Origin of the sequence: Mycobacterium ulcerans subsp. shinshuense (assembly GCF_002355775.1) — a bacterium.
Lineage (GTDB): Bacteria > Actinomycetota > Actinomycetes > Mycobacteriales > Mycobacteriaceae > Mycobacterium > Mycobacterium marinum.
This window is the reverse complement of sequence record NZ_AP017624.1, coordinates 1348895-1369356: the sequence shown is the minus strand read 5'-3', so window position 1 is coordinate 1369356 and position 20462 is coordinate 1348895. Positions and strand designations below refer to the sequence as shown.

Below are 20462 nucleotides of genomic sequence, written 5' to 3'. Positions count from 1 at the left end.
ACGGGTTGGCTGACAACCCGCACAGTCAACCGACGGGTGGTTGGGATGGAGCGCGAAACTCGCTTGCAGCTGAGATCATTTCGGCCTGCTTTGGAACATGTCGATGGCGCGTGGTGGCCGCGGTCGAGGCAGTTGGTGGACGAGCTGCCGGGCCTGGTTGCCTCGATTACCGAACGCCTGGGACCGATCGTGATGGTCAGCTACCACCGCAATGGGTGTGAACAGACCCCGACGGTGGCCGAGATCGCCGGTCACACTGTCGAATTGCTGGGCTTCAGCAGCGACGACCCGGCCAGTCTCATCCTGATCGGCCAAGACCGGTCACCATCTGACGCTGCGGGTGATCTCACCGGATGCCAGCGACCAGAGTGCGCAGCGGACCCTCGATGAGGTGCGGGTCGATACCGGCGCCGGCAGCCCGCCCGCGGGCCGCTCCCTGGTGGAGCGCAACGTAGCCGACGTCGCCGACAAGCTGGCCCGCCACGAGGGGCTCGACGACGATCAGCGGACCGCCCAGATCAACCGGTGGTGTGAAGAGGCCGCAGCACAGTTCGTCGATGCGCCGGTGCAAACGTTCGTTCCGATCCTGGTCGAGCACATCGTGCGCAATCGCATGATCGAATCCCGTGGTGCGACGCGCTCGCCGCTGCTGGAACGCTCACCCGAGCCGGCGAACAGCCGCTGAACCGTCCCTATCGGGGCGGGCTCGCCTTGGTCATCAGAGCCGTGATCGCCGCCACGTCAGCGGGGCTGGGTATGCCCCAACCGGGCTGGTAGCCGAACAAGTCGTCGACCTGCACCGTCTGCAGATCCACGTCGAGAAGCTCGATCGCCTGCAACGGGACGAGGGCGGGGTGTACGTAGCCGCAGGCCCGGGCCAAAGACAGCAACTCGAAGCGCAGCGTGGCCAGATAGTTGGCACAGCGCACCGCTTTGAGGGCCGGGTCCAGACCGTGCTGCAACCACGCCGACTGGGTGGCCACGCCGGACGGGCATCGGCCGGTGTGGCAGCGCTGAGCCTGGATGCAACCGATGGCGAACATGGCGGTCCGTCCGACGTTGATCATGTCGGCGCCCATCGCCAGGGCCAGCAGCGCGTTCTCGGGGATACCGAGCTTGGCGGAGCCAATGAACACCACGTCGTGGTGCAGGTCCTCTTCGGCGAAGGCGCGAAACACCCTGGGGAAGGCCCATTTGAAGGGCAGGGCGACATGGTCGCTGAAGACCAGCGGGGCCGCGCCGGTGCCGCCCTCTCCGCCGTCGACGGTCACGAAATCGACACCGCGACCGGTGCGTGCCATCCGCGCGGCAAGCTGGGGCCAAAACAACCCTTCGCCGACGGCGGACTTGATGCCGACGGGAAGACCCGTCGCATCGGCGATGGTCTCCACCAGCTCGAGCATCCCGTCGATGTCAGCGAACGCGGAGTGTCCGGCGGGGCTCTTGCAGTCCACTCCGACCGGAATCCCCCTGATGGCAGCGATATCCGCGGTGACTTTGGCGCCGGGCGGCATGCCGCCCAGCCCCGGCTTGGCGCCTTGGCTCAGCTTGATTTCGATCGCGCGTATCGAGGGCGTGGCGGCCACCCGATCGATCAGCCGCGACAGGCTGAACGTCCCGTCGTCGCTGCGGCAGCCGAAGTATCCGGTGCCGATCTGCCATACCAGGTCGCCACCGTTGAGGTGATAGGGCGACACCGCGCCCTCACCGGTGGTGTGCAGGGCGCCCGCGATCCCCGCGCCCTGATTCAGCGCGCTGATGGCCGCGCCACCGAGCGCGCCATAGCTCATCCCGGAAATCTTGACCAAAGACGAGGGCCGGAAGGCTTTGGCACGCCCGCGGGCGCCACCAAGCACCTTTGCCGCCGGCAGCGCGACGGCGGGATCCGGATGAGCGGGCTCGCCGTCCGGGGCCGATACCGGAAATGCCGCGTGCTTGATGATGGGGTAGTTGTGGGCCCGCTCCAGGTCGTTGTCGGTGCCGAATCCGAAGTATCGGTTGGTAAATTTAGATGACGTGTACACCCAGCGCCGCTGGTCACGGCTGAAGGGCCGCTCTTCGTTGTTGTCGGTGACGATGTATTGGCGCAACTCCGGTCCAACGGCTTCGAGCAGAAAGCGCAGATGGCCGATGATCGGGAAGTTGCGCAGGATGGCGTGCCGGCGCTGCCAGAGATCCCAGCCCGCTACCCCGGCCATACCGCCGCCGAGCACCGCCGCCACCGATCGCGGCTTCATGCCGAACCCGGGTTCGTCGTCATCACCATGTTTGCCCCTTGCTGATCCCCAGGAGAAATTTGTTCACGTGGATTTGACGCGCAAATGTCGGATTTGACGTCACCGATGAATAACGTGATCTACCAGCGGCCGGGTGACGGTTCGACGGCGAACCGGGGCCGCTGGCCTTAAATCCCGGGCCGCAGGTGTCCTCTTCCCACGAAGGAGGCCAATGGTGTCGTTGCCCGATCACATCAACATGCGGCCCGACGGTGTGCGAGCCGCGGCCGTTCTGACAGCGCGATCTCGCGAGGCGGTGCGCTCGGCGTTGGCGGCGGTCGCCAGCAAGCTGACCCCGGCCGCCAGCGATGAGGACGACCCGATGCTCATGGCTCGCGGCGCCGAGCGGTGTTGAGGTCCAGCTAGTTTCAATTCAGCGGCACCGGCTCGAGGATCTCGGCACGCGCCTCGGGTGCGCTGGCCCGCAACATGTCCGCCGATACGTCGTCGGGCTGGGCCTGCGACAAGACCTCCGCTTCCACCCGCGCCTTGTAGTTCGCGACTTCTCGCTCGATGTCCTCGACGGCCCACCCGAGCACCGGTGCGACCACGTCGGCCACCTCACGGGCGCAATCGACACCTCGGTGCGGGTACTCGATGGAGACTCGCATGCGGCGGGCCAGGATGTCTTCCAGATGCAGCGCGCCCTCGGCGGTGACGGCGTAGAGGGCCTCCACCTTGAGGTAGCCAGGAGCCTCCTTGATGGGCGTCAGCAGGTCCGGATCGTCGGCCGCCAGTTCCAGCACCTCGTTGATCAGCGATCCGTAGCGGTCCAATAGGTGACGCACTCGGTAGGGGTGCAGGCCGACCATCTCGCCGACGTGTTCCACCTGGTTGACCAGCGCAAAGTAACCGTCGGCGCCCAGCAGGCTGACCTTCTCGGTGATCGACGGCGCCACCCGGGCCGGAACGAACTGCACGGCGGCGTCGATCGCGTCGGCCGCCATCACCCGGTAGGTGGTGTACTTGCCGCCGGCGATGGCCACCAGCCCTGCCGCCGGTACCGCCACAGCGTGCTCGCGCGACAGCTTGGACGTGTCGTCGCTCTCCCCGGCCAGCAGCGGCCGCAGACCGGCGTACACGCCGTCGATGTCGGCATGCGTCAGGGGCGTGGCCAGCACCGCATTGACCGTTCCCAGGATGTAGTCGATGTCGGCCTTGGTGGCCGCGGGGTGGGCCAGGTCCAGGTTCCAGTCGGTGTCGGTAGTCCCGATGATCCAGTGGCTTCCCCACGGAATGATGAACATGACCGACTTCTCGGTGCGCAGGATCATCGCGACGTCGCTGACGATGCGGTCCCGGGGCACCACCACGTGCACACCCTTGGACGCTCGAACCTGGAATCGCCCGCGTTGCTTGGACAGCGCCTGAATCTCGTCGGTCCAGACCCCGGTGGCATTGACCACCACGTGCCCGCGGACCTCGGTGATCGAGCCGTCCTCGGAATCGCGCACCCGCACCCCGACCACCCGGTCGCCCTCGCGCAGCAGCGCTACCACCTGGGTGGAACAACGGACGACCGCCCCGTAGTGCGACGCGGTACGAGCGACCGTCATGGTGTGCCTGGCATCGTCGACGACGGTGTCGTAGTAGCGGATACCGCCGATCAGGGAGCTGCGTTTGAGGCCCGGGCTCAGCCGCAACGCGCCGGCACGGGTCAAATGCTTCTGCGCGGGAACCGATTTCGCGCCGCCGAGGCGGTCGTAGAGGAAGATCCCGGCGGCAATGTAGGGACGTTCCCAGCCACGCTTGGTGAGCGGGAACAGAAACGGCAGGGGCTTGACCAGATGCGGCGCCAACGTGGTCAGCGACAGCTCCCGCTCGAAAAGGGCTTCGCGCACCAGGCCGAATTCCAGTTGTTCGAGGTAACGCAGTCCACCGTGGAACATCTTCGACGAACGGCTCGACGTGCCAGAGGCCAGATCGCGGGCTTCGATCAGGGCCACCTTCAGCCCGCGGGTGGCGGCGTCCAGCGCACACCCGGAGCCCACTACCCCGCCGCCGATAACCACCACATCGAACTGCTCGGCACCGAGCCGCTCCCAGGCCAACGCGCGCTGCTCGGGCCCCAGCGAATCGGCGGGCCCGGTCTGGTCACGCTGCGATGCGTCGGTCGGATTGCTCACGACAATGAACTCCTGTCGGTTGCTTGTCAGTAGGCGTTAGGTGCACCACAAGGCTAATTGGTGGGGCGTGGCAGTAGTTGGGCTTCAGTCCAGATCATCGTGGGCCATCAGGCGGCGAGCGGCCTCGGTGATCGAACCCGATAACGACGGGTAGACGGCCAGTGTCTGGGCCAGCTCGTTGACCGTGATCCGGTTCTGCACCGCCACCGCGATCGGCAGGATCAGCTCGGATGCGATCGGCGCCACCACCACGCCGCCGATGACCACACCGGTGGACCGCCGGCAGAAGACCTTGACGAAACCGTGCCGCACCTCCGACATCTTGGCCCGGGCGTTGCTCCGCAACGGCAACATGATGGTGCGGGCAAGCACCGAACCGTTGTCGATCGCCGACTGCGGCACGCCGACGGCGGCGATCTCGGGCCTGGTGAACACCGTCGCCGCAACCGTGCGCAAACGGATCGGGCTCACGCCCTCGCCCAGCGCGTGGTACATCGCGATGCGGCCCTGCATCGCGGCGACCGAGGCCAGCGGCAGCAGGCCGGTGCAGTCACCCGCGGCGTAAATGCCGGGCACCGACGTGCGCGACACCCGGTCCACGTTCAGATAGTTGCCCGGGCCGAGCTCGATACCAACGCGCTCCAGGCCGAGGCCGCTGGTGTTGGGGATCGACCCGATCGTCATCAGCGCGTGGCTGCCCTCGACGGTGCGGCCGTCGGTCATGGTCACCAGAACCCCGTTTTCGGTGCGGGTGACGGACTGGGCGCGGGCGTTCTTGAACAGTCGGACGCCACGTTCGGCGAACGACTCCTCCAAGACCAGTGCGGCGTCGGCGTCCTCGTAGGGCAACACGTGATCCTGGCTGGCCACCACCGTGACCCGCACACCCAGCTCGGTGTAGGCGTCGACGAACTCCGCGCCCGTCACCCCCGAGCCCACCACGATCAGGTGCTGCGGCAACGCGTCCAGGTCGTAGAGCTGCCGCCAGGTCTGGATGCGCTCGCCGTCCGGTCGCGCCGACGGCAGGATCCGCGGGCTCGCTCCGGTGGCGATCAACACGACGTCGGCGTCGTGCTCGCTGGTGGTGCCGTCGGCGGCCGTCGCCTTGACGCGGTGGCGCAGGCCGGGTGCGGGGTCGAGCAGCTCGCCCTTGCCGGCGATCACGTGCACGCCCACGCTGAGCAGCTGGGCGGTGATGTCCGCCGACTGCGCCGCGGCCAGCTCCTTGACCCGGGCGTGGATCTTGGGCAACGAGATTTTCGCCTCGTCGAAGTCGATGAGGAAGCCCAGGTGAGGCGCTCTTCGCAGCTCGGTGCGCAGGCCGGTGGACGCGATGAACGTCTTGGACGGCACACAGTCGTCCAGAACGGCGGCACCACCGATACCGTCGGAGTCGATCACTGTGACTTGGGCTGATTCGGGGTGTGAGGTGGCGGCCACCAGCGCAGCTTCGTAACCGGCTGGGCCTCCACCGAGGATCACGATGCGGGTCACCACACGCAATAACCTAGCTTGAGGGGCTCAGAACTGCCTCGCGTGCCGCCGCGAGAGCCCGACCGGGCGCGCCTGAGCATGAAGAGCCAAGCATCACACCCAGGGATGAGCCGCATCCGTTTACGTGACGTTTAAGATTTCTGCGTGCCGCTCTACGCCGCGTACGGATCGAACATGCATCCCGATCAGATGCTCATGCGTGCACCCCACTCCCCGATGGCCGGAACCGGCTGGTTGCCCGGGTGGCGGCTGACCTTCGGCGGCGAGGACATCGGCTGGGAAGGAGCCCTGGCCACCGTCGTCGAGGATCCCGACTCCAAGGTGTTCGTGGTGCTCTACGACATGACACCGGCCGACGAGAAGAACCTCGACCACTGGGAGGGCTCGGAGTTCGGCATCCACCAGAAGATCCGCTGCCGGGTGGAGCGATTGTCCTCGGACACCACCACCGATCCCGTCCTGGCCTGGCTGTATGTGCTCGACGCCTGGGAGGGCGGTCTGCCGTCGGCGCGCTACCTGGGCGTGATGGCCGATGCCGCCGAGATCGCGGGCGCACCAAGCGATTATGTGCACGATTTGCGTACCCGGCCGGCCCGCAACATCGGCCCGGGGACCGGAACCTAGCCGGGGGTTGCGTCACCCTCTGCCGCGAGGGTGCGTGTCTGCACGCCGACACGCCGTTGCGGCCGGCAATTTGGGCACCCTCGCGAGCCCATCAGGCGGCCTGAGCCCGGGCCAGCGCCCCGGCCAGCCGCTGAACAAGTTCGGCCGGCCGATGCCTGACATCGCCGGCCACGATGGGCACTATCACCCACCCCACCTCCTGCAGCGCCGCACTGCGCCGTCGATCCCGCAGGAACGCTTGCGGCCCGCTATGCCAGTCGACGCCGTCGTACTCTGCCGCGACCCGCAGACCCGGCCACGCGAAATCCAGTCGCCAGCGCCGGCCGTCGGAGCCGACCAGCTCGTATTGCAGCACTGGCGCGGGTAGTCCGCCTTCGATCATCACCAGCCGGGTCTCGCTCTCCATCGGCGACTCCGCCAGCGGACTCGCCAAGGCGAGCAACTCGCGCACGGCCACGACGCCGCGCCGGCCGGATTGCAGACAGACCGCTCGGTCGAGGTCGTCACGGTCGCATGTCCCGCTGCGCAGGGCGGCGTCCAGTGTCGCCAACGCTCGCGGCCGACGCAGCCCCCGGGCGACCTCTATCGCCGTCCACGCCGGCGTCCTGAGTTCTCGCCCCGCGAGGCGAGTCAACGGTGCACCGGCGCGCCGGTGCACGGTCAGGCCGTCGGTGGATCGCAATTGCCGCCCCTCGGGATTGAGCACATGCAGATCCCCGGTTTGCTCGGTGTCAAAGCCGTAGGCCGCGGCGGCGGTCCCCAGGCATGCGGCGACCGGTGTGCCGACTACCAGGTCCACTCCGCGCAGCCGCAGCCCACTGGTCAACTCACCGCGGCCATAAATGCCATGCCAAACTCTGCTCAGTACCCCGCTTTTCAGGTCGGCTTCCAGCCCGCGCCGGGTCAGGAACGTCAGTACCTGGGCGGACGTCGCCACCCCGCCTTGGGCGTCGAGCAACCGGGCGAGCTCTGCGTGCATGGGGCCATCGTCGAGGCGCAACTGACGGGCCCACAATTCACCACGACGAGCGTGCGCATAATGCCGGCAATACCGGCGTGTCGTTGTCCAGACACGCACCCTCGCGAGCGGTTAGAACGCCGCAGCCTGCTCGATGATGTTGACCATCACGCGCACGCCGATCCCCAGTGCCCGCTCATCGAGGTCAAACGTCGACTGATGTAGGTCCAGCTGCGGTCCGTCGCCGGACCAAACTCCCAGACGCCCCATGGCACCCGGGACCTCTTCGAGGTACCAGGAGAAGTCCTCGCCGCCGCCTGACTGGCGGGTATCGGCCAGCGCATCCGGGCTGACGGCTTCGATGGCGTGGGTGAGGATGTGGGTCGAGACTTCCTCGTTGACCACAGGTGGAACGCCGCGCCGGTATTGCAGCGTGTGCTCGATCGCCAAGGGCGACAGCAGCGCAGTGATGGACTCACGGATGATCTCTTCCAGATCGATCCAGGTCTGCCGGCTGGCGGTGCGAACGGTGCCGGCCAACACGCCGGTTTGCGGAATGGCGTTGGCCGCCACGCCCGCGTTGACCGTCCCCCAGACCAGGACGGTGCTGTTACGGGGGTCGACGCGCCGCGACAGCACGCCGGGCAGCCCGGTGATCAGCGTGCCCAGCCCGTAGACCAGGTCGGCGGTCAGGTGTGGCCGCGACGTGTGCCCACCGGGTGAATACAGCGTGATCTCGATATGGTCGGCCGCCGAGGTGATAGGCCCCTGCCGCACCGCAACCCTGCCCACCTCGAGCCGGGGATCGCAGTGCAGGGCAAAGATCCGTGACACCCCGGTCAGTGCTCCGGCCGCGATCGCGTCGATGGCGCCGCCGGGCATCAGCTCCTCGGCGGCCTGGAATATCAGACGCACCCCGACCGGCAGCTCCGGCACCGTCGCCAACGCCAGCGCGGTACCCAGCAGAATCGCGGTGTGGCCGTCGTGCCCGCAGGCGTGGGCGATGTTGGGCATCGTCGAGGCGTACGGCGCACCGATGCGCTCGGCCATCGGCAGCGCGTCCATGTCGGCACGCAGCGCGATCCTGGGCTGATGCTCGGGACCGAAATCGCAGGTCAGTCCCGTCCCGCCGGGCAATATCTTGGGGTTGAGCCCAGCGTCGGCCAGCCGTTCGGCGACAAACTGGGTGGTGGCGAACTCCTGGCGGCCCAGCTCCGGATAGCGATGGATGTGCCGGCGCCAGCCGACCAGGTCGTCATAGTGCGCGGCCAGCCAGGATTCAGCGGTGTCGACAAGGCTCATGACGCCGCCCTGCGCTGCTGGGCGGCCAGCACTCGGTCCCGCTGGTCCGGATTCTCGGCCAGCGCGACCGCGGTGCGTGCCAGCATGATTGCGCCGTCGACGACCGCTTGGTCAGCGCTGTGACCGGCCGCGGCGGCCGCGAAGGCGCGCTGGTGCACCGTGGCCCCGCCGGCGTCGACACCGATCACCGGATGGATGCCCGGCAGCACCTGTGTCACGTTGCCCATGTCGGTGCTGCCCAGCGGCAGCCCCTCCTCGACGCTGGCCGGCACCGGGGTGCGCCCAAGCCGAAGCATCTCTTCTCGACACACCTCGACCAGCCAGTGGTCGGGTTTCAATTCCGCATATGCGGGTGCGGCCGCATCGATGTCGTATTCACATCCGGCGGCCAGCGCCCCCGCCGCAAAGCAAGCAAACATCCTGCCCTCCAAGTCGCGCAGCGATTCCGACTCGACCGCGCGCATCGCGTACTGCATCATCGCGTGTCCGGGAATTACGTTGACCGCCTGACCTGCGTCGATAACGATTCCATGGGTCATCTGCCCCGGCGCCAGTTGCTGCCGCAGCAATCCGATTGCCACCTGCGCAATGGTTAGGGCGTCGGCAGCATTGACCCCCAGGTGCGGCGCCACGGCGGCGTGTGATTCCTTACCCCGGTAACGCACGGTGACCTCGGACAACGCCAGGGATCGAGCGCCGGCGATGTCCGTGGGCCCCGGATGCACCATCAGGGCCAGCGTGATGTCGTCGAATACCCCGGCGTCCAACATCAGTGCCTTGCCACCGCCGGACTCCTCGGCCGGCGTGCCCAGCAATGCGACCGTCAGACCGAGATCGTCGGCGACTTCCGCCAGGGCCAGCGCGGTCCCCACCGCCGATGCCGCAATGATGTTGTGCCCGCAGGCGTGCCCGATTTCGGGCAGCGCGTCATATTCGGCGCAAATTCCCACCACCAGCGGTCCATCGCCGAAATCGGCCCGAAATGCGGTGTCCAGCCCCGCGGCGGCCCGGGTGATCTCGAAGCCGCGTTCGGCCACCAGCGCCTGTGTCTTGGCACAGCTGCGGTGCTCGGCGAAGGCCAACTCCGGCTCGGCGTGGATCGCGTGGGAGAGCTCGACCAGATCACCGGCACGCCGTCGCACCAACTCTTCGACGGTGTCCAAGACGAGTGCGGGCATTCTGGCAGTATCTCATCGACGCGCGCCCGGCCCCGCACAACAGCCATCTCAACGCCCGGCCACACTCGCTAGGCTCCCCAGTGTGACTGGCCCCCAGCCCGATCCCGACGAACTCGCACGCCGCGCGGCCCAGGTCATCGGCGAGCGCACCGGGATCGCTGAGCATGACGTCGCGGTAGTTCTCGGATCCGGATGGTCGGCGGCCATCGCCGCGCTGGGATCCCCGACCGCCGTGCTGGCGCAGACCGAAGTTCCCGGGTTCACCCCGCCGAGCGCGGCCGGGCACGCGGGCGAGCTGCTGTCGGTGCCCGTCGGCGATCACCGGGTGCTGGTACTGGCGGGCCGCATTCACGCCTACGAGGGGCATGACCTGCGCCATGTGGTGCACCCGGTGCGAACGGCGTGCGCGGCGGGCGCGCGGACCGTGGTGCTGACCAACGCGGCCGGCGGGTTGCGACCGGACATGCAGGTCGGCCAGCCGGTGTTGATCAGCGACCACCTGAACCTGACCGCGCGATCGCCACTGGTCGGGGCGCAGTTCGTGGATCTGACCGACGCCTACTCGGCGCGGCTGCGCGCGGTCGCCCGGCAAGCCGACCCCGAGTTGGCCGAAGGCGTGTACGCCGGCCTGCCGGGGCCGCATTACGAGACACCCGCCGAGATCCGCATGCTGCGGGTGTTGGGCGCCGACCTGGTCGGCATGTCGACGGTGCACGAGACCATTGCCGCCCGCGCGGCGGGGGCCGAGGTGCTCGGTGTTTCGCTGGTGACCAACCTGGCCGCCGGGATCACCGGTGAGCCGCTGAGCCACGCCGAGGTGCTTGCGGCGGGCGCCGCGTCGGCGTCGCGGATCGGCTCACTGCTAGCCACCGTCATCGCCGAGTTACGCAACAGTGACGCCTGAGGAGTGGATCGCGCACGATCCTGACCCGGTGACCGCCGCCGAGCTGGCGGCCTGTGACGCCCAAGAACTTGCCGCACGGTTCGCCCGGCCGCTGGCCTTCGGCACTGCCGGGCTGCGCGGACCGGTGCGCGGCGGGCCGGACGCGATGAACCTCGCGGTGGTGTTGCGCGCCACCTGGGCGGTGGCACGGGTGCTCGCCGAGCAGACCCCGGCGGGGCCCGCGACAGTGATCGTCGGACGTGATGCTCGTCACGGCTCGGCGTCTTTCGCCACTGCGACAGCCGAAGTACTTGCCGCCGAAGGATTCCAGGTGGTGCTGCTGCCCGAGCCGCTACCCACACCGATAGTCGCGTTCGCCGTACGTCACAGCGGCGCGGTGGCCGGCATCCAAATCACGGCGTCACACAACCCGGTCACCGATAATGGCTACAAGGTCTACCTCGATGGCGGAATCCAGATCATCTCCCCCACCGACCGCAAGATCGAGGCCGCGATGGCCGCCGCTCCGCCGGCCGACCAGATCGCCCGCAAACCCGTCACACCCGCTCGCACCGATCTGGTTGAGCACTACATCGCGCGTGCGGCCGGGATCCGCCGTTGCGCCGGTTCGGTGCGAGTCGCCCTGACCCCGATGCACGGGGTGGGCGGCACGGTTGCCGTGGCGACGCTGCGTCGGGCCGGCTTCACCGACGTGCATACCGTCGCGACACAGTTCGAGCCCGATCCGGACTTTCCCACCGTCGCATTCCCGAACCCGGAGGAGCCGGGCGCGACCGATGCGCTGTTGGAGCTGGCCGCCGGCGTGCGGGCGGACGTGGCAATCGCGCTGGACCCCGACGCCGACCGATGCGCGGTCGCGATACCGACGTCCTCCGGCTGGCGAATGCTATCGGGCGATGAAACCGGTTGGCTGCTGGGCGATTACATCCTCTCGAAGCAACCGCCTGGCGACTGGATCGTGGCCAGCACGCTGGTCTCGTCGCGGATGCTGGCCGCTATCGCCGCGGACTACGACGTGGTCCACGTGCAGACCCTCACCGGCTTCAAATGGCTGGCCCGCGCCGATGCCGACCGGCCCGGCACCCTGGTGTACGCCTACGAGGAGGCGATCGGGCACTGTGTGGACCCCACCGCCGTGCGGGACAAAGACGGCATCAGCGCCGCCGTCTTGACGTGCGATCTGGTGGCCAGCCTCGAGCGGCAGGGCCGATCGGTTCCCGATGTCCTCGACGACCTCGCCCACCGGTACGGAGTCCACGAGGTTGGCGCGGTAGCGCGCCGGGTTGCCGATGCCGACCAGGCCGCGGCACTGATGCGTCGGCTGCGTGAATCCCCGCCGGAACGGCTCGCCGGTTTCACCGCAACCGTGACCGACATCACCGACGCGCTGATCTTCGCCGGCGGGGACGACCGCACCTCGGTGCGAGTGGTCGTGCGGCCGTCGGGCACCGAACCGAAACTGAAGTGCTACATCGAAGTTCGGTGCGAAGTAGCCGGCGACTTGGCGGCCACCCGTCAACGGGCCCAGGAGCTGCGTCGTGAGCTGGCTTCCACGGTCAGCGGTTGGTAGTTCAGCGCGGACCGAATTGGCGGTCGCCGGCATCGCCGAGCCCGGGCACGATATACGCCTCCTCGTTGAGCCCGTCATCGATGGCTACCGTGAACAGCCGCGCGTTCGGTGCCGCCTTCTCGAGCGCCGAGACGCCTTGCGGCGCCGCCACCACGCACAGCACCGTGATGTCCGTCGCACCGCGGGACAACAACAAGTCGACGGTAAAGGTCATCGATCCGCCGGTGGCCAGCATCGGGTCCAACACCATTACGGGTAGCCCGGACAAGTCGTCGGGCAGCGATTCAAGATATGGGACGGGCTGGTGGGTCTGCTCATTGCGGGCGATACCGACAAAGCCGACCCGCGCCTCCGGCAGCGCCGCATGCGCTTCGTCGACCATGCCCAGTCCGGCGCGCAGCACCGGAACCAGAAGCGGGGGGTTGGCCAGTCTTAGGCCTGTCGTGGCCGCAAGCGGTGTACGGATAGCGACGGATTCGGTGGGCGCTGCGCGGGTCGCCTCATAGACCAGTACCAGTGTCAGCTCACGCAAGGCCTGGCGGAAAGCAGCGTTTCCGGTGCGTTCGTCACGCAGCGCGGTCAGGCGGGCCGCCGCCAGCGGGTGATCAATGACGTGGACTTCCACATGGGTGACCCTATATAACAATCGGATTCAAGCCGCTGACACGCTCCCCCTCCTCGCGGCGCCGAGGCCGAGCCGCCCATATACTCCGGGCGTGTGTGGCCTGAAACAGCGTTTTACCAGTACATTTCGAGCTCTGGCGGTGCTCGGCGCGGTGGCGGTATCCCTACCGGCCCACGGTAGCGACGCTCCCCCGCGTATCGACCTGACCGCCACTGCGTTGCCGGCGTTCTCACATGTGGTGGTCGTGGTGGAGGAGAACCATTCGCAGGCCAACATCATTGGCAACAAGGCGGCCCCGTTCATCAATGCGCTGGCCGCCAATGGCGCGATGATGTCGCAGTCGTTCGCCGAAACGCACCCCAGCGAACCCAACTACCTGGCCTTGTTCGCCGGTACCACCTTCGGCTTGAAGAAGAACACGTGTCCGGTCAATGCGGGCAGCACGCCCAACCTGGCTTCGGAGTTGCTCGCCGCGGGCCACACGTTCGTAGGTTTCGCCGAGAGCCTGCCCGAAGTCGGTTCGACGGTCTGCAGCGCCGGAAAGTACGGGCGCAAGCATGCGCCTTGGGTGAACTTCAGCAATGTTCCGGCCACGCTGTCGATGCCCTTCTCCGCGTTTCCGACGCCGGCGGACTACGCCAGGCTGCCCACGGTGTCCTTCGTCATCCCCAACGGGGATAACAACATGCACGACGGCACCATCGCGGCAGCTGACGAGTGGTTGAACCGTCAACTGTCGCCGTACGCCAACTGGGCCCGATCCAACAACAGCCTGCTGATCGTGACGTGGGATGAGGACGACGGCGGCAGCCGCAACCAGATTCCCACGGTGTTCTACGGCGCACACGTACGGCCGGGCACTTACAACCAGACCATCAGCCACTACAACGTGCTTTCCACGCTGGAGCAGATGTACGGCTTGCCCAAGACGGGTTTCGCGGCGAACGCCCCGGTCATCGCTGATATCTGGGGCGGCTAACCACTACCGGGCCGGGCCCGCCGGCGGGCCGTCGCTATTCTGTGCCGCATGGCTGCTGACCTCGTGCCCATTCGCCTGAGCCTGCCCGATGGTGACCACTACACGCTGTGGGCACCGCGCTGGCGTGACTCCGGGGACGAGTGGGAGGCGTTCCTGGGCAAGGACGAGGACCTCTACGTCTTCGACAGCGTCGCGGACCTCGTCGCATTCGTACGCACCGACACCGACAACGACCTGGTTGATCACCCGGGGTGGCAGGACCTGACGGAGGCCCACGCCCACAACTTCGATCCGGCCGACGACAAGAAGTTCGATCTGGTCATCGTCGAGGAGCTGGTGGCCGAAAAGCCGACCGAGCAATCGGTGAACGCGATGGCCGCAACCCTGGCGATCGTGTCGTCGATCGGATCGGTCTGCGAGCTGACGGCGGTTTCGAAGTTCTTCAACGGCAATCCCACGCTGGGCACCGTGTCGGGCGGCATCGATTACTTCTCCGGTAAAGCCGGCCAGAAACGCTGGAACGCGATCGCCGAGATCATCGCTCGCAGCTGGGACGACGTGCTCAAGGCGATCGAAGAAGTCGTCAGTACCCCTGAGGTTGACGAAAAGCTATCCGCCAAGGCCGCCGAGGAATTGGAAGAGGAGCCCGAGGAGCCCGAAGAGGACGAGGGCGCAGCCGGCGAGGACGACGAGGCCAGCGCTGACTCCGCGGATGAGGACGACGAGGACGAGGCCGCCGAGGACGAAGACGAGGAAGACGAGGAAGACGAGGAAGACGAGGAAGACTCCGTCGAAGAAGACCGCGCCGCCGGCGACACCGTCGTGCTGGGCGGCGACGAGGATTTCTGGCTGAAGGTGGGGATTGACCCGATCCGGATCATGACCGGCGCGGGCAACCTCTACACGCTTCGTTGCTACCTGGACGATCGCCCGATCTTCCTGGGCCGCAACGGCCGGATCAGCGTCTTCAGCTCCGAGCGGGCGCTCGCGCGCTATCTTGCCGACGAGCATGATCACGATCTGTCGGATTTGGCCACCTACGACGACATCCGCACCGCCGCCACGGACGGCTCACTGGCGGTGGATGTGACCGACGAAAACATCTATGTGTTGACCGGGCTGGCCGACGATTTCGCCGACGGACCCGAGGCGGTGGATCATGACCAGCTCGACCTGGCCGTCGAATTGCTCCGCGACATCGGCGACTACTCCGAGGAAGGCACCGTCGACAAGGCGCTCAACCCGGCCAAGCCGCTGGGCAAGTTGGTGGCCTACGTGTTGGACCCCGATTCGGGCAGCAAGCCGGCGGCTCCGTATGCGAAAGCGGTGCGCGAGTGGGAACAGTTGGAGCGGTTCGTGGAGTCGCGGCTAAGGCGCGAATAGCGCCGCCAGCCGGCGACGACATATAACCAAAGCGTCGCGGCTAAGGCGCGAACAGCGTCGCGAGCTCAGATGTCGGCGGCGCAGGCAGCGAAAATCGCATCCCAGTCCTCGACGTTGAAATGGCCCTTGCCGGCGGCCCAATGCAACTCGACGTTGGGGATCACACGCTCGAGGTACTCCCCCATCTCGCGCGGCACGAAGCTGTCGTGGGTGCCCAGCCAGATATGGGTGGGCACGTCCACCTCACTGGGGTCGAACTCCCACGGCCGATACTCGAGAAACGCTTCGTATGCGGCACCCCGGCTGCCTTGCCGAAACGCCTCGAGCTGCACCGCCTGGAAGTGTTGGACGAAGCGTTTGTCACGCATCCGGTGCTTGTCGACCGCGGGTACCGAAGCGGTTATCAGCTTGGTGAACAGTCCGGGTGCGTACTTTGCACACCAACCGAGCGGGGCGAACAGGGCGTGAAACAACCGCGGCCCATGTTGGGCCAGACGGGCGTAGGACCGGTCCGCCAAATTGAGGCTACCCATGATTTCCGGCGTCGCCAGCGGCCCCCAGGGGCCGAGTGCGCCGATGAACGCCAGACGCGAGAGGGCAATCCGGGCACCGCAGGCGAACAGGTGCGGTCCCGCCCCCGAATGACCCACCACGCCGAACTTGTCCAACCCCAACGCGTCGGCCAAAGCGCAGACGTCTGCCGGCCAGTCCCGCAATGTGCGGCCCTCTTGGAACGTCGATCGCCCGTAGCCGGGCCGGTCGACGGCGATGAGCCGAAACCGGGCACGCCGCGCGGCGCCGTCGGCGAAGGCTCCTTCCAGCCGCGAGCTGGGTGTGCCGTGAAAGTAGAACGTCGGGTATCCGGTGGGGTCGCCCCATTCGAGGCAGGCAAGTTCGCGCCCATCGGGCAAGGTGACCACGTTGGCCTCGTCGGCGCGAATGTCTTCCGACAAGGTCTGCATCAGGCGCGCGCCGCCCCGGCGGGGGCGGTGACCCGGTTGCGCAGCACACGAGCGATGGTAGGCCGCGATGTGCGTGCTCAGGCGCTGCGCCCCACGGTGTCGGTGGACCAGCATATGATCGAATATGTGTTCGATACTGACGATTCCGCGCCCCTGACTCGGATCACCGCTGCCGCGCGGGCCGAGGCCCGGGCTGCCGCGGAACGCCTGGCGGCCATCGGCGATCTGTTCCGGTTGCGGCTGTCCCAGCACGGCAACCGCGAGGATTGGGTGGCCGACACCTGCGACGCGGTAGCGGCTGAGGTCGCCGCAGCGCTAAACACCAGCGTGGCGATGGGGCACAGCAACCTGCGTTATGCGCGGGCGATGCGTGAGCGGCTACCGCAGTTGGGTGCGGAGTTCCGGGCCGGCGGCATCGACTTTCGGCTGTTCCGCACGATTGTGTTTCGCATCGATCTGATCACCGACTCTGACGCCCTGGCGGCCGTGGACGCTCGACTGGCCATCAAGGCGCCCCGCTGGCCATCGATGACCAGTTGGAAGCTCGCGACAGAGGTCGATCGCGTGGTTGCAAAATTCGATCGCGACGCGGTACGCCGCTCGCGACGCGATGCCGCCGACCGGCATGTGGACTGCGCCCCGCTCGAGCCCGGGATGGCCTTGGTCAACGGCCAGGTCTTCTCGGCGACGGCCGAGGCGCTAGCGCGTCGCCTCGATGAACTCGCCAAGACAGTCTGTGCCGATGATCCGCGTACCGTCGTACAGCGGCGTGCGGACGCACTGGGCACGTTGGCCGCCGGTCAGGACCGGCTGATATGCGACTGCGGCAGGACGGACTGCCCGGCCGCGGGCGCTCCGCAACAACCCAGCCGAGTGGTGATTCACGTTGTTGCGGGTCGCGAGACGGTGGACGGGGCGGGCGAGGCGCCGGGAGTTCTTCCGGGCGACGGGATCATCCCCGCCGAGATCGTGCGCGAACTGGCCAAATCAGCCAAGCTCCAACCATTGTCGACGCCGATACTGGCCGAAACCGGATATGTACCGTCCCCGGCACTGATGGACTTTGTTCGCGCCCGCGACCTGACCTGCCGGGCTCCCGGCTGCGATCGACCCGCAACCCAGTGCGATGTCGATCACACAATCCCGTACAGCGACGGCGGAGCGACGCACCCGTCGAACCTGAAATGCCTCTGCCGCAAACATCATCTGCTCAAGACATTTTGGGGCTGGCACGACGAGCAGCTACCGGATGCAACTGTCATCTGGTCGTTGCCCGATGGGCAGACCTACGTCACCACGCCGGGCAGCGCATGGCTTCTCCCGGGACTATTCGCGCCCAGCCCAGAGCTGCCGCCCCCCGCTCGGAAGCCACAGGATCACTGCGGAAGCCGCGACGCGATGATGCCCAAACGCGCCCGAACTCGCGCCCAAAGCTCGGCCGCACGCATTGCGGCCGAACGCAACCACAACATGACTAGCCGCGAAGCCCGGCGACGGCGTTGGGAAGAGTGCTATTTCGGGCCGCGCGACGCATCGGCATCCGATGACGAGGAACCGCCACCCTTCTAACGCTGGACCCATCCGCCTCACGCGCAATAGGCACATAGCCCGCGCGAAATGTGACGGCAATACCTTGGAAATAGTGTCATGGGTTCATCGACGCCCGACGGAAGAGCCATGATCGACACCACCGCACCGCACAGTCCAGTGCATTCGCCAAGCCATGGAGCCGGACCCGCCAACATCAAGCCCGATTATCACCCTCGGCTGACCAACGACGACCTGGCGCCGCTGCGCGAGCAGACGTGGGGCACCTACAACATCTTCGCTTTCTGGATGTCAGACATGCACAGCGTCGGGGGCTACGTGACGGCGGGGAGCCTGTTCGCGCTGGGACTGGCCAGCTGGCAGGTGTTGGTCTCACTGGTCATCGCGATCACCATCGTCTACTTCCTGTGCAACCTGGTGGCGCGGCCCAGTCAGGCAACCGGCGTGCCGTATCCCGTCATCTGCCGGACCGCATTCGGCGTTCTCGGCGCGAACATCCCGGCAATCATCCGCGGGCTGATCGCGGTGGCTTGGTACGGAATCCAGACATACCTTGCTTCGGCCGCACTCGATGTGGTCATGATCAAGCTGTTTCCCGGCCTGGCCCGCTACGCCGTCGTCGAGGACTACGGATTCCTGGGGTTGCCGGCACTGGGCTGGGCCAGCTACTTGATTCTGTGGGTTCTGCAGGCATGCGTGTTCTGGCGCGGCATGGAGGCCATTCGCAAGTTCATCGACTTCTGCGGTCCTGCGGTATACGTCGTGATATTCGCGCTGTCCGGATATCTCATCAGCAAGGCCGGTTGGGCTGCCATCGATTTGAATCTCGGCGACGTGAGGTACTCCGGATGGGATGCGATACCGGTGATGTTGGGGGCCATCGCGCTGGTGGTGTCCTACTTCTCCGGCCCGATGCTCAATTTCGGCGACTTCTCCCGCTACGGACGCTCGTTCGGCGCGGTACGCAAGGGAAATTTCCTGGGGCTGCCGCTCAACTTCCTGCTGTTCTCGCTTCTGGTGGTGGTCACGGCCTCGCTCACCGTTCCGGTGTTCGGCGAACTGATCACCGACCCGGTGCAGACGGTGGCACGCATCGACTCCACCTTCGCGATCATTCTGGGCGCTTCGACATTCACCATCGCGACCATCGGCATCAATATCGTAGCCAACTTCATCTCCCCTGCGTTCGACTTCTCCAACGTCAACCCGCAGCGGATCAGCTGGCGAACCGGCGGGATGATCGCGGCGGTGGGGTCGGCGCTGATCACGCCGTGGAATCTGTACAACCACCCTGATGTCATCCACTACACGCTCGAGACCCTTGGCGCCTTCATCGGCCCACTGTTCGGCGTGCTGATCGCGGACTACTACCTGGTGCGCAAGCAACACGTCGTCGTCGACTACCTGTTCAGCCTCTCGCACGACGGAACCTACTGGTACCGCAAGGGATACAACCCCGCCGCGGTCATCGCCACGGCCGTGTCAGCGGCGATTGCCATGGTCCCGGTGTTGGCCAGCGATGTCTACGGCATGTACACCGCCGCGGAGTACAGCTGGTTCATCGGCTGCGGTGTCGCGCTAGTCGTCTACTACCTGTTGGCTACCCGCGGCCGGCTCGCCATAGCGCCGCCCTATCACCCGGTTGGCGCCGGATGAACCTCGCGCCAGTGCTCGGCGATCTCGACGCGCCGGGCCAGCCACACCCGATCGTGGGACCGCACATGGTCGAGGAAGCGCTGCAGGGCAGCCGTTCTGGCCGGGCGGCCGACCAGCCTGCAATGCAAACCGACGGATAGCATCTTCGGGCTGCCCGCACGCCCCTCGGCATACAGCACATCGAACGCGTCGCGCAGATGGGCGAAGAACTCATCGCCGTTGGAGAACCCCGCCGGTGAGGCGAATCGCATGTCGTTGGTATCCAGGGTGTACGGCACGACCAGGTGATCGCTGGCGCCGACCCGCACCCAGTACGGCAGGTCGTCGGCATACGAATCGGAGTCATAGAGGAAACCACCGTGTTCGACCACCAGCTCGCGGGTGTGCGGTGAGTCGCGACCGCCGTACCAACCGCGCGGCGCGGACCCGGTGAGCTCATGGTGGATTCGCACCGCCTCGGACAGGTGGGCCCGCTCGGTATCCCGGTCGATCTCTTGGTAGGACTTCCAACGCAGCCCATGGCAAGCAATTTCATGACCGAGCTCACGAAAAACCTTTGCCACCTCTGGGTTTCGCTGCATCGCCTGGGCGACGGCGAAAATGGTCAGCGGCACGCCGGATTGCTCGCAGACCCGCAGCACCCGCCACACGCCCGCCCGAGATCCGTATTCGTAGAGCGACTCCATGCTCATGTGCCGGTTCGGAAATGACTGTGCGGGCACGATCTCGGACAAGAAGGTCTCTGACCCCGAGTCGCCGTCGAGGACGCTGCTTTCGGCCCCCTCTTCGTAGTTCAGCACGAATTGCACCGCGATCAGCGCACCGCCGGGCCACTGGGGATCGGGCGGCGTGCGACCATACCCGGTCATATCCCGCG

Annotated in this window: 19 protein-coding genes; 10 read left to right on the top strand and 9 right to left on the bottom strand. The window is 66.8% G+C overall.

The features are described 5' to 3' along the window. Positions 1–45 precede the first annotated feature (45 nt). Both SHTP_RS28610 and SHTP_RS28605 read left to right on the top strand, forming a co-directional pair. On the top strand, positions 46–390 hold the full coding sequence (locus SHTP_RS28610; RefSeq protein ID WP_231991303.1) for a DUF5994 family protein: 345 nt from the start codon (positions 46–48) through the stop codon (positions 388–390). A 1-nt stretch (position 391) separates the two neighbouring features. Beyond that, on the top strand, positions 392–685 hold the full coding sequence (locus tag SHTP_RS28605) for a three-helix bundle dimerization domain-containing protein (protein ID WP_231991714.1): 294 nt from the start codon (positions 392–394) through the stop codon (positions 683–685). A gap of 7 nt (positions 686–692) precedes the next feature. Here SHTP_RS28605 and SHTP_RS06340 read toward each other — a convergent pair whose 3' ends face one another. After that, positions 693–2237, bottom strand: coding sequence for an FMN-binding glutamate synthase family protein (locus tag SHTP_RS06340; protein ID WP_096370094.1), 1545 nt, complete (start codon positions 2235–2237; stop codon positions 693–695). A gap of 211 nt (positions 2238–2448) precedes the next feature. Here SHTP_RS06340 and SHTP_RS06335 point away from each other — a divergent pair, with 211 nt between their 5' ends. Next, positions 2449–2631: a hypothetical protein gene (locus SHTP_RS06335; RefSeq protein ID WP_020727309.1), complete on the top strand. Its 183-nt coding sequence runs from the start codon at positions 2449–2451 to the stop codon at positions 2629–2631. A gap of 13 nt (positions 2632–2644) precedes the next feature. Here the strand turns inward: SHTP_RS06335 and SHTP_RS06330 are convergent, their stop codons facing one another. Next, on the bottom strand, positions 2645–4402 hold the full coding sequence (locus tag SHTP_RS06330) for a glycerol-3-phosphate dehydrogenase/oxidase (protein WP_096370093.1): 1758 nt from the start codon (positions 4400–4402) through the stop codon (positions 2645–2647). Between the two features lie 84 nt (positions 4403–4486). Continuing rightward, positions 4487–5899 carry an NAD(P)H-quinone dehydrogenase gene (locus tag SHTP_RS06325; RefSeq protein ID WP_096370092.1) on the bottom strand — a complete coding sequence of 471 codons (1413 nt, stop codon included), beginning with the start codon at positions 5897–5899 and terminating at the stop codon, positions 4487–4489. Between the two features lie 141 nt (positions 5900–6040). Here SHTP_RS06325 and SHTP_RS06320 point away from each other — a divergent pair, with 141 nt between their 5' ends. Beyond that, positions 6041–6520 (top strand): gamma-glutamylcyclotransferase family protein, encoded by a 480-nt coding sequence (locus SHTP_RS06320; protein WP_011740604.1) that lies wholly within the window; start codon positions 6041–6043, stop codon positions 6518–6520. Between the two features lie 91 nt (positions 6521–6611). Here the strand turns inward: SHTP_RS06320 and SHTP_RS06315 are convergent, their stop codons facing one another. From SHTP_RS06315 to SHTP_RS06305, 3 genes are all read right to left on the bottom strand, one after another. Further along, positions 6612–7499: a type IV toxin-antitoxin system AbiEi family antitoxin gene (locus SHTP_RS06315; protein ID WP_096370091.1), complete on the bottom strand. Its 888-nt coding sequence runs from the start codon at positions 7497–7499 to the stop codon at positions 6612–6614. A 111-nt stretch (positions 7500–7610) separates the two neighbouring features. Beyond that, positions 7611–8780 (bottom strand): M20 family metallopeptidase, encoded by a 1170-nt coding sequence (locus SHTP_RS06310; protein WP_096370090.1) that lies wholly within the window; start codon positions 8778–8780, stop codon positions 7611–7613. After that, positions 8777–9958, bottom strand: coding sequence for a M20 family metallopeptidase (locus SHTP_RS06305; RefSeq protein WP_096370089.1), 1182 nt, complete (start codon positions 9956–9958; stop codon positions 8777–8779). Before SHTP_RS06305 ends, SHTP_RS06310 begins: the two co-directional genes overlap by 4 nt. An 82-nt stretch (positions 9959–10040) precedes the next feature. On the opposite strand from SHTP_RS06305, the gene SHTP_RS06300 reads away from it, so the two are divergent. Both SHTP_RS06300 and SHTP_RS06295 read left to right on the top strand, forming a co-directional pair. Beyond that, a complete protein-coding gene (locus SHTP_RS06300; protein ID WP_096370088.1) occupies positions 10041–10862 on the top strand; it encodes a purine-nucleoside phosphorylase in 822 nt (273 codons plus the stop codon). Next, the gene (locus SHTP_RS06295; RefSeq protein ID WP_096370087.1) at positions 10852–12432 is read left to right on the top strand and encodes a phospho-sugar mutase; all 1581 of its coding nucleotides are present in this window, start codon (positions 10852–10854) and stop codon (positions 12430–12432) included. The genes SHTP_RS06300 and SHTP_RS06295 overlap by 11 nt, the downstream gene beginning before the upstream one ends. Position 12433: 1 nt before the next feature. Here the strand turns inward: SHTP_RS06295 and upp are convergent, their stop codons facing one another. Further along, positions 12434–13057, bottom strand: coding sequence for a uracil phosphoribosyltransferase (upp, locus tag SHTP_RS06290; RefSeq protein ID WP_015354800.1), 624 nt, complete (start codon positions 13055–13057; stop codon positions 12434–12436). A 91-nt stretch (positions 13058–13148) separates the two neighbouring features. Between upp and SHTP_RS06285 the strand changes: the two genes are divergently transcribed. Together SHTP_RS06285 and satS are read left to right on the top strand one after the other, a co-directional pair. Further along, positions 13149–14036 carry an alkaline phosphatase family protein gene (locus tag SHTP_RS06285; protein ID WP_012393095.1) on the top strand — a complete coding sequence of 296 codons (888 nt, stop codon included), beginning with the start codon at positions 13149–13151 and terminating at the stop codon, positions 14034–14036. 48 nt (positions 14037–14084) lie between these two features. Further along, entirely contained in the window at positions 14085–15419 is a 1335-nt protein-coding gene (satS, locus tag SHTP_RS06280; protein WP_096370086.1) for a protein export chaperone SatS, read from the top strand. A gap of 65 nt (positions 15420–15484) precedes the next feature. On the opposite strand, the gene SHTP_RS06275 is transcribed toward satS, so the two are convergent. Further along, a complete protein-coding gene (locus SHTP_RS06275; protein WP_096372348.1) occupies positions 15485–16381 on the bottom strand; it encodes an alpha/beta fold hydrolase in 897 nt (298 codons plus the stop codon). A gap of 114 nt (positions 16382–16495) precedes the next feature. Between SHTP_RS06275 and SHTP_RS06270 the strand changes: the two genes are divergently transcribed. Together SHTP_RS06270 and SHTP_RS06265 are read left to right on the top strand one after the other, a co-directional pair. Next, on the top strand, positions 16496–17950 hold the full coding sequence (locus SHTP_RS06270; RefSeq protein ID WP_096370085.1) for an HNH endonuclease signature motif containing protein: 1455 nt from the start codon (positions 16496–16498) through the stop codon (positions 17948–17950). A 108-nt stretch (positions 17951–18058) separates the two neighbouring features. Then, positions 18059–19585, top strand: coding sequence for an NCS1 family nucleobase:cation symporter-1 (locus tag SHTP_RS06265; RefSeq protein WP_096370084.1), 1527 nt, complete (start codon positions 18059–18061; stop codon positions 19583–19585). On the opposite strand, the gene puuE is transcribed toward SHTP_RS06265, so the two are convergent. Next, positions 19564–20454: an allantoinase PuuE gene (gene puuE, locus SHTP_RS06260; protein ID WP_085979794.1), complete on the bottom strand. Its 891-nt coding sequence runs from the start codon at positions 20452–20454 to the stop codon at positions 19564–19566. The two genes, SHTP_RS06265 and puuE, sit on opposite strands and share 22 nt — an antisense overlap. Between the last annotated feature and the right edge of the window lie 8 nt (positions 20455–20462).

Excerpts from the sequence above, each read along its gene's own strand:
- SHTP_RS28610 (WP_231991303.1), top strand. The coding sequence starts at position 46 with ATGGAGCGCGAAACTCGCTTGCAGCTGAGATCATTTCGGCCTGCTTTG.
- SHTP_RS06340 (WP_096370094.1), bottom strand. The coding sequence starts at position 2,237 with ATGAAGCCGCGATCGGTGGCGGCGGTGCTCGGCGGCGGTATGGCCGGG.
- SHTP_RS06335 (WP_020727309.1), top strand. The coding sequence starts at position 2,449 with ATGGTGTCGTTGCCCGATCACATCAACATGCGGCCCGACGGTGTGCGA.
- SHTP_RS06315 (WP_096370091.1), bottom strand. The coding sequence starts at position 7,499 with ATGCACGCAGAGCTCGCCCGGTTGCTCGACGCCCAAGGCGGGGTGGCG.
- SHTP_RS06310 (WP_096370090.1), bottom strand. The coding sequence starts at position 8,780 with ATGAGCCTTGTCGACACCGCTGAATCCTGGCTGGCCGCGCACTATGAC.
- SHTP_RS06305 (WP_096370089.1), bottom strand. The coding sequence starts at position 9,958 with ATGCCCGCACTCGTCTTGGACACCGTCGAAGAGTTGGTGCGACGGCGT.
- satS (WP_096370086.1), top strand. The coding sequence starts at position 14,085 with ATGGCTGCTGACCTCGTGCCCATTCGCCTGAGCCTGCCCGATGGTGAC.
- SHTP_RS06275 (WP_096372348.1), bottom strand. The coding sequence starts at position 16,381 with ATGCAGACCTTGTCGGAAGACATTCGCGCCGACGAGGCCAACGTGGTC.
- SHTP_RS06270 (WP_096370085.1), top strand. The coding sequence starts at position 16,496 with ATGATCGAATATGTGTTCGATACTGACGATTCCGCGCCCCTGACTCGG.
- SHTP_RS06265 (WP_096370084.1), top strand. The coding sequence starts at position 18,059 with ATGATCGACACCACCGCACCGCACAGTCCAGTGCATTCGCCAAGCCAT.
- puuE (WP_085979794.1), bottom strand. The coding sequence starts at position 20,454 with ATGACCGGGTATGGTCGCACGCCGCCCGATCCCCAGTGGCCCGGCGGT.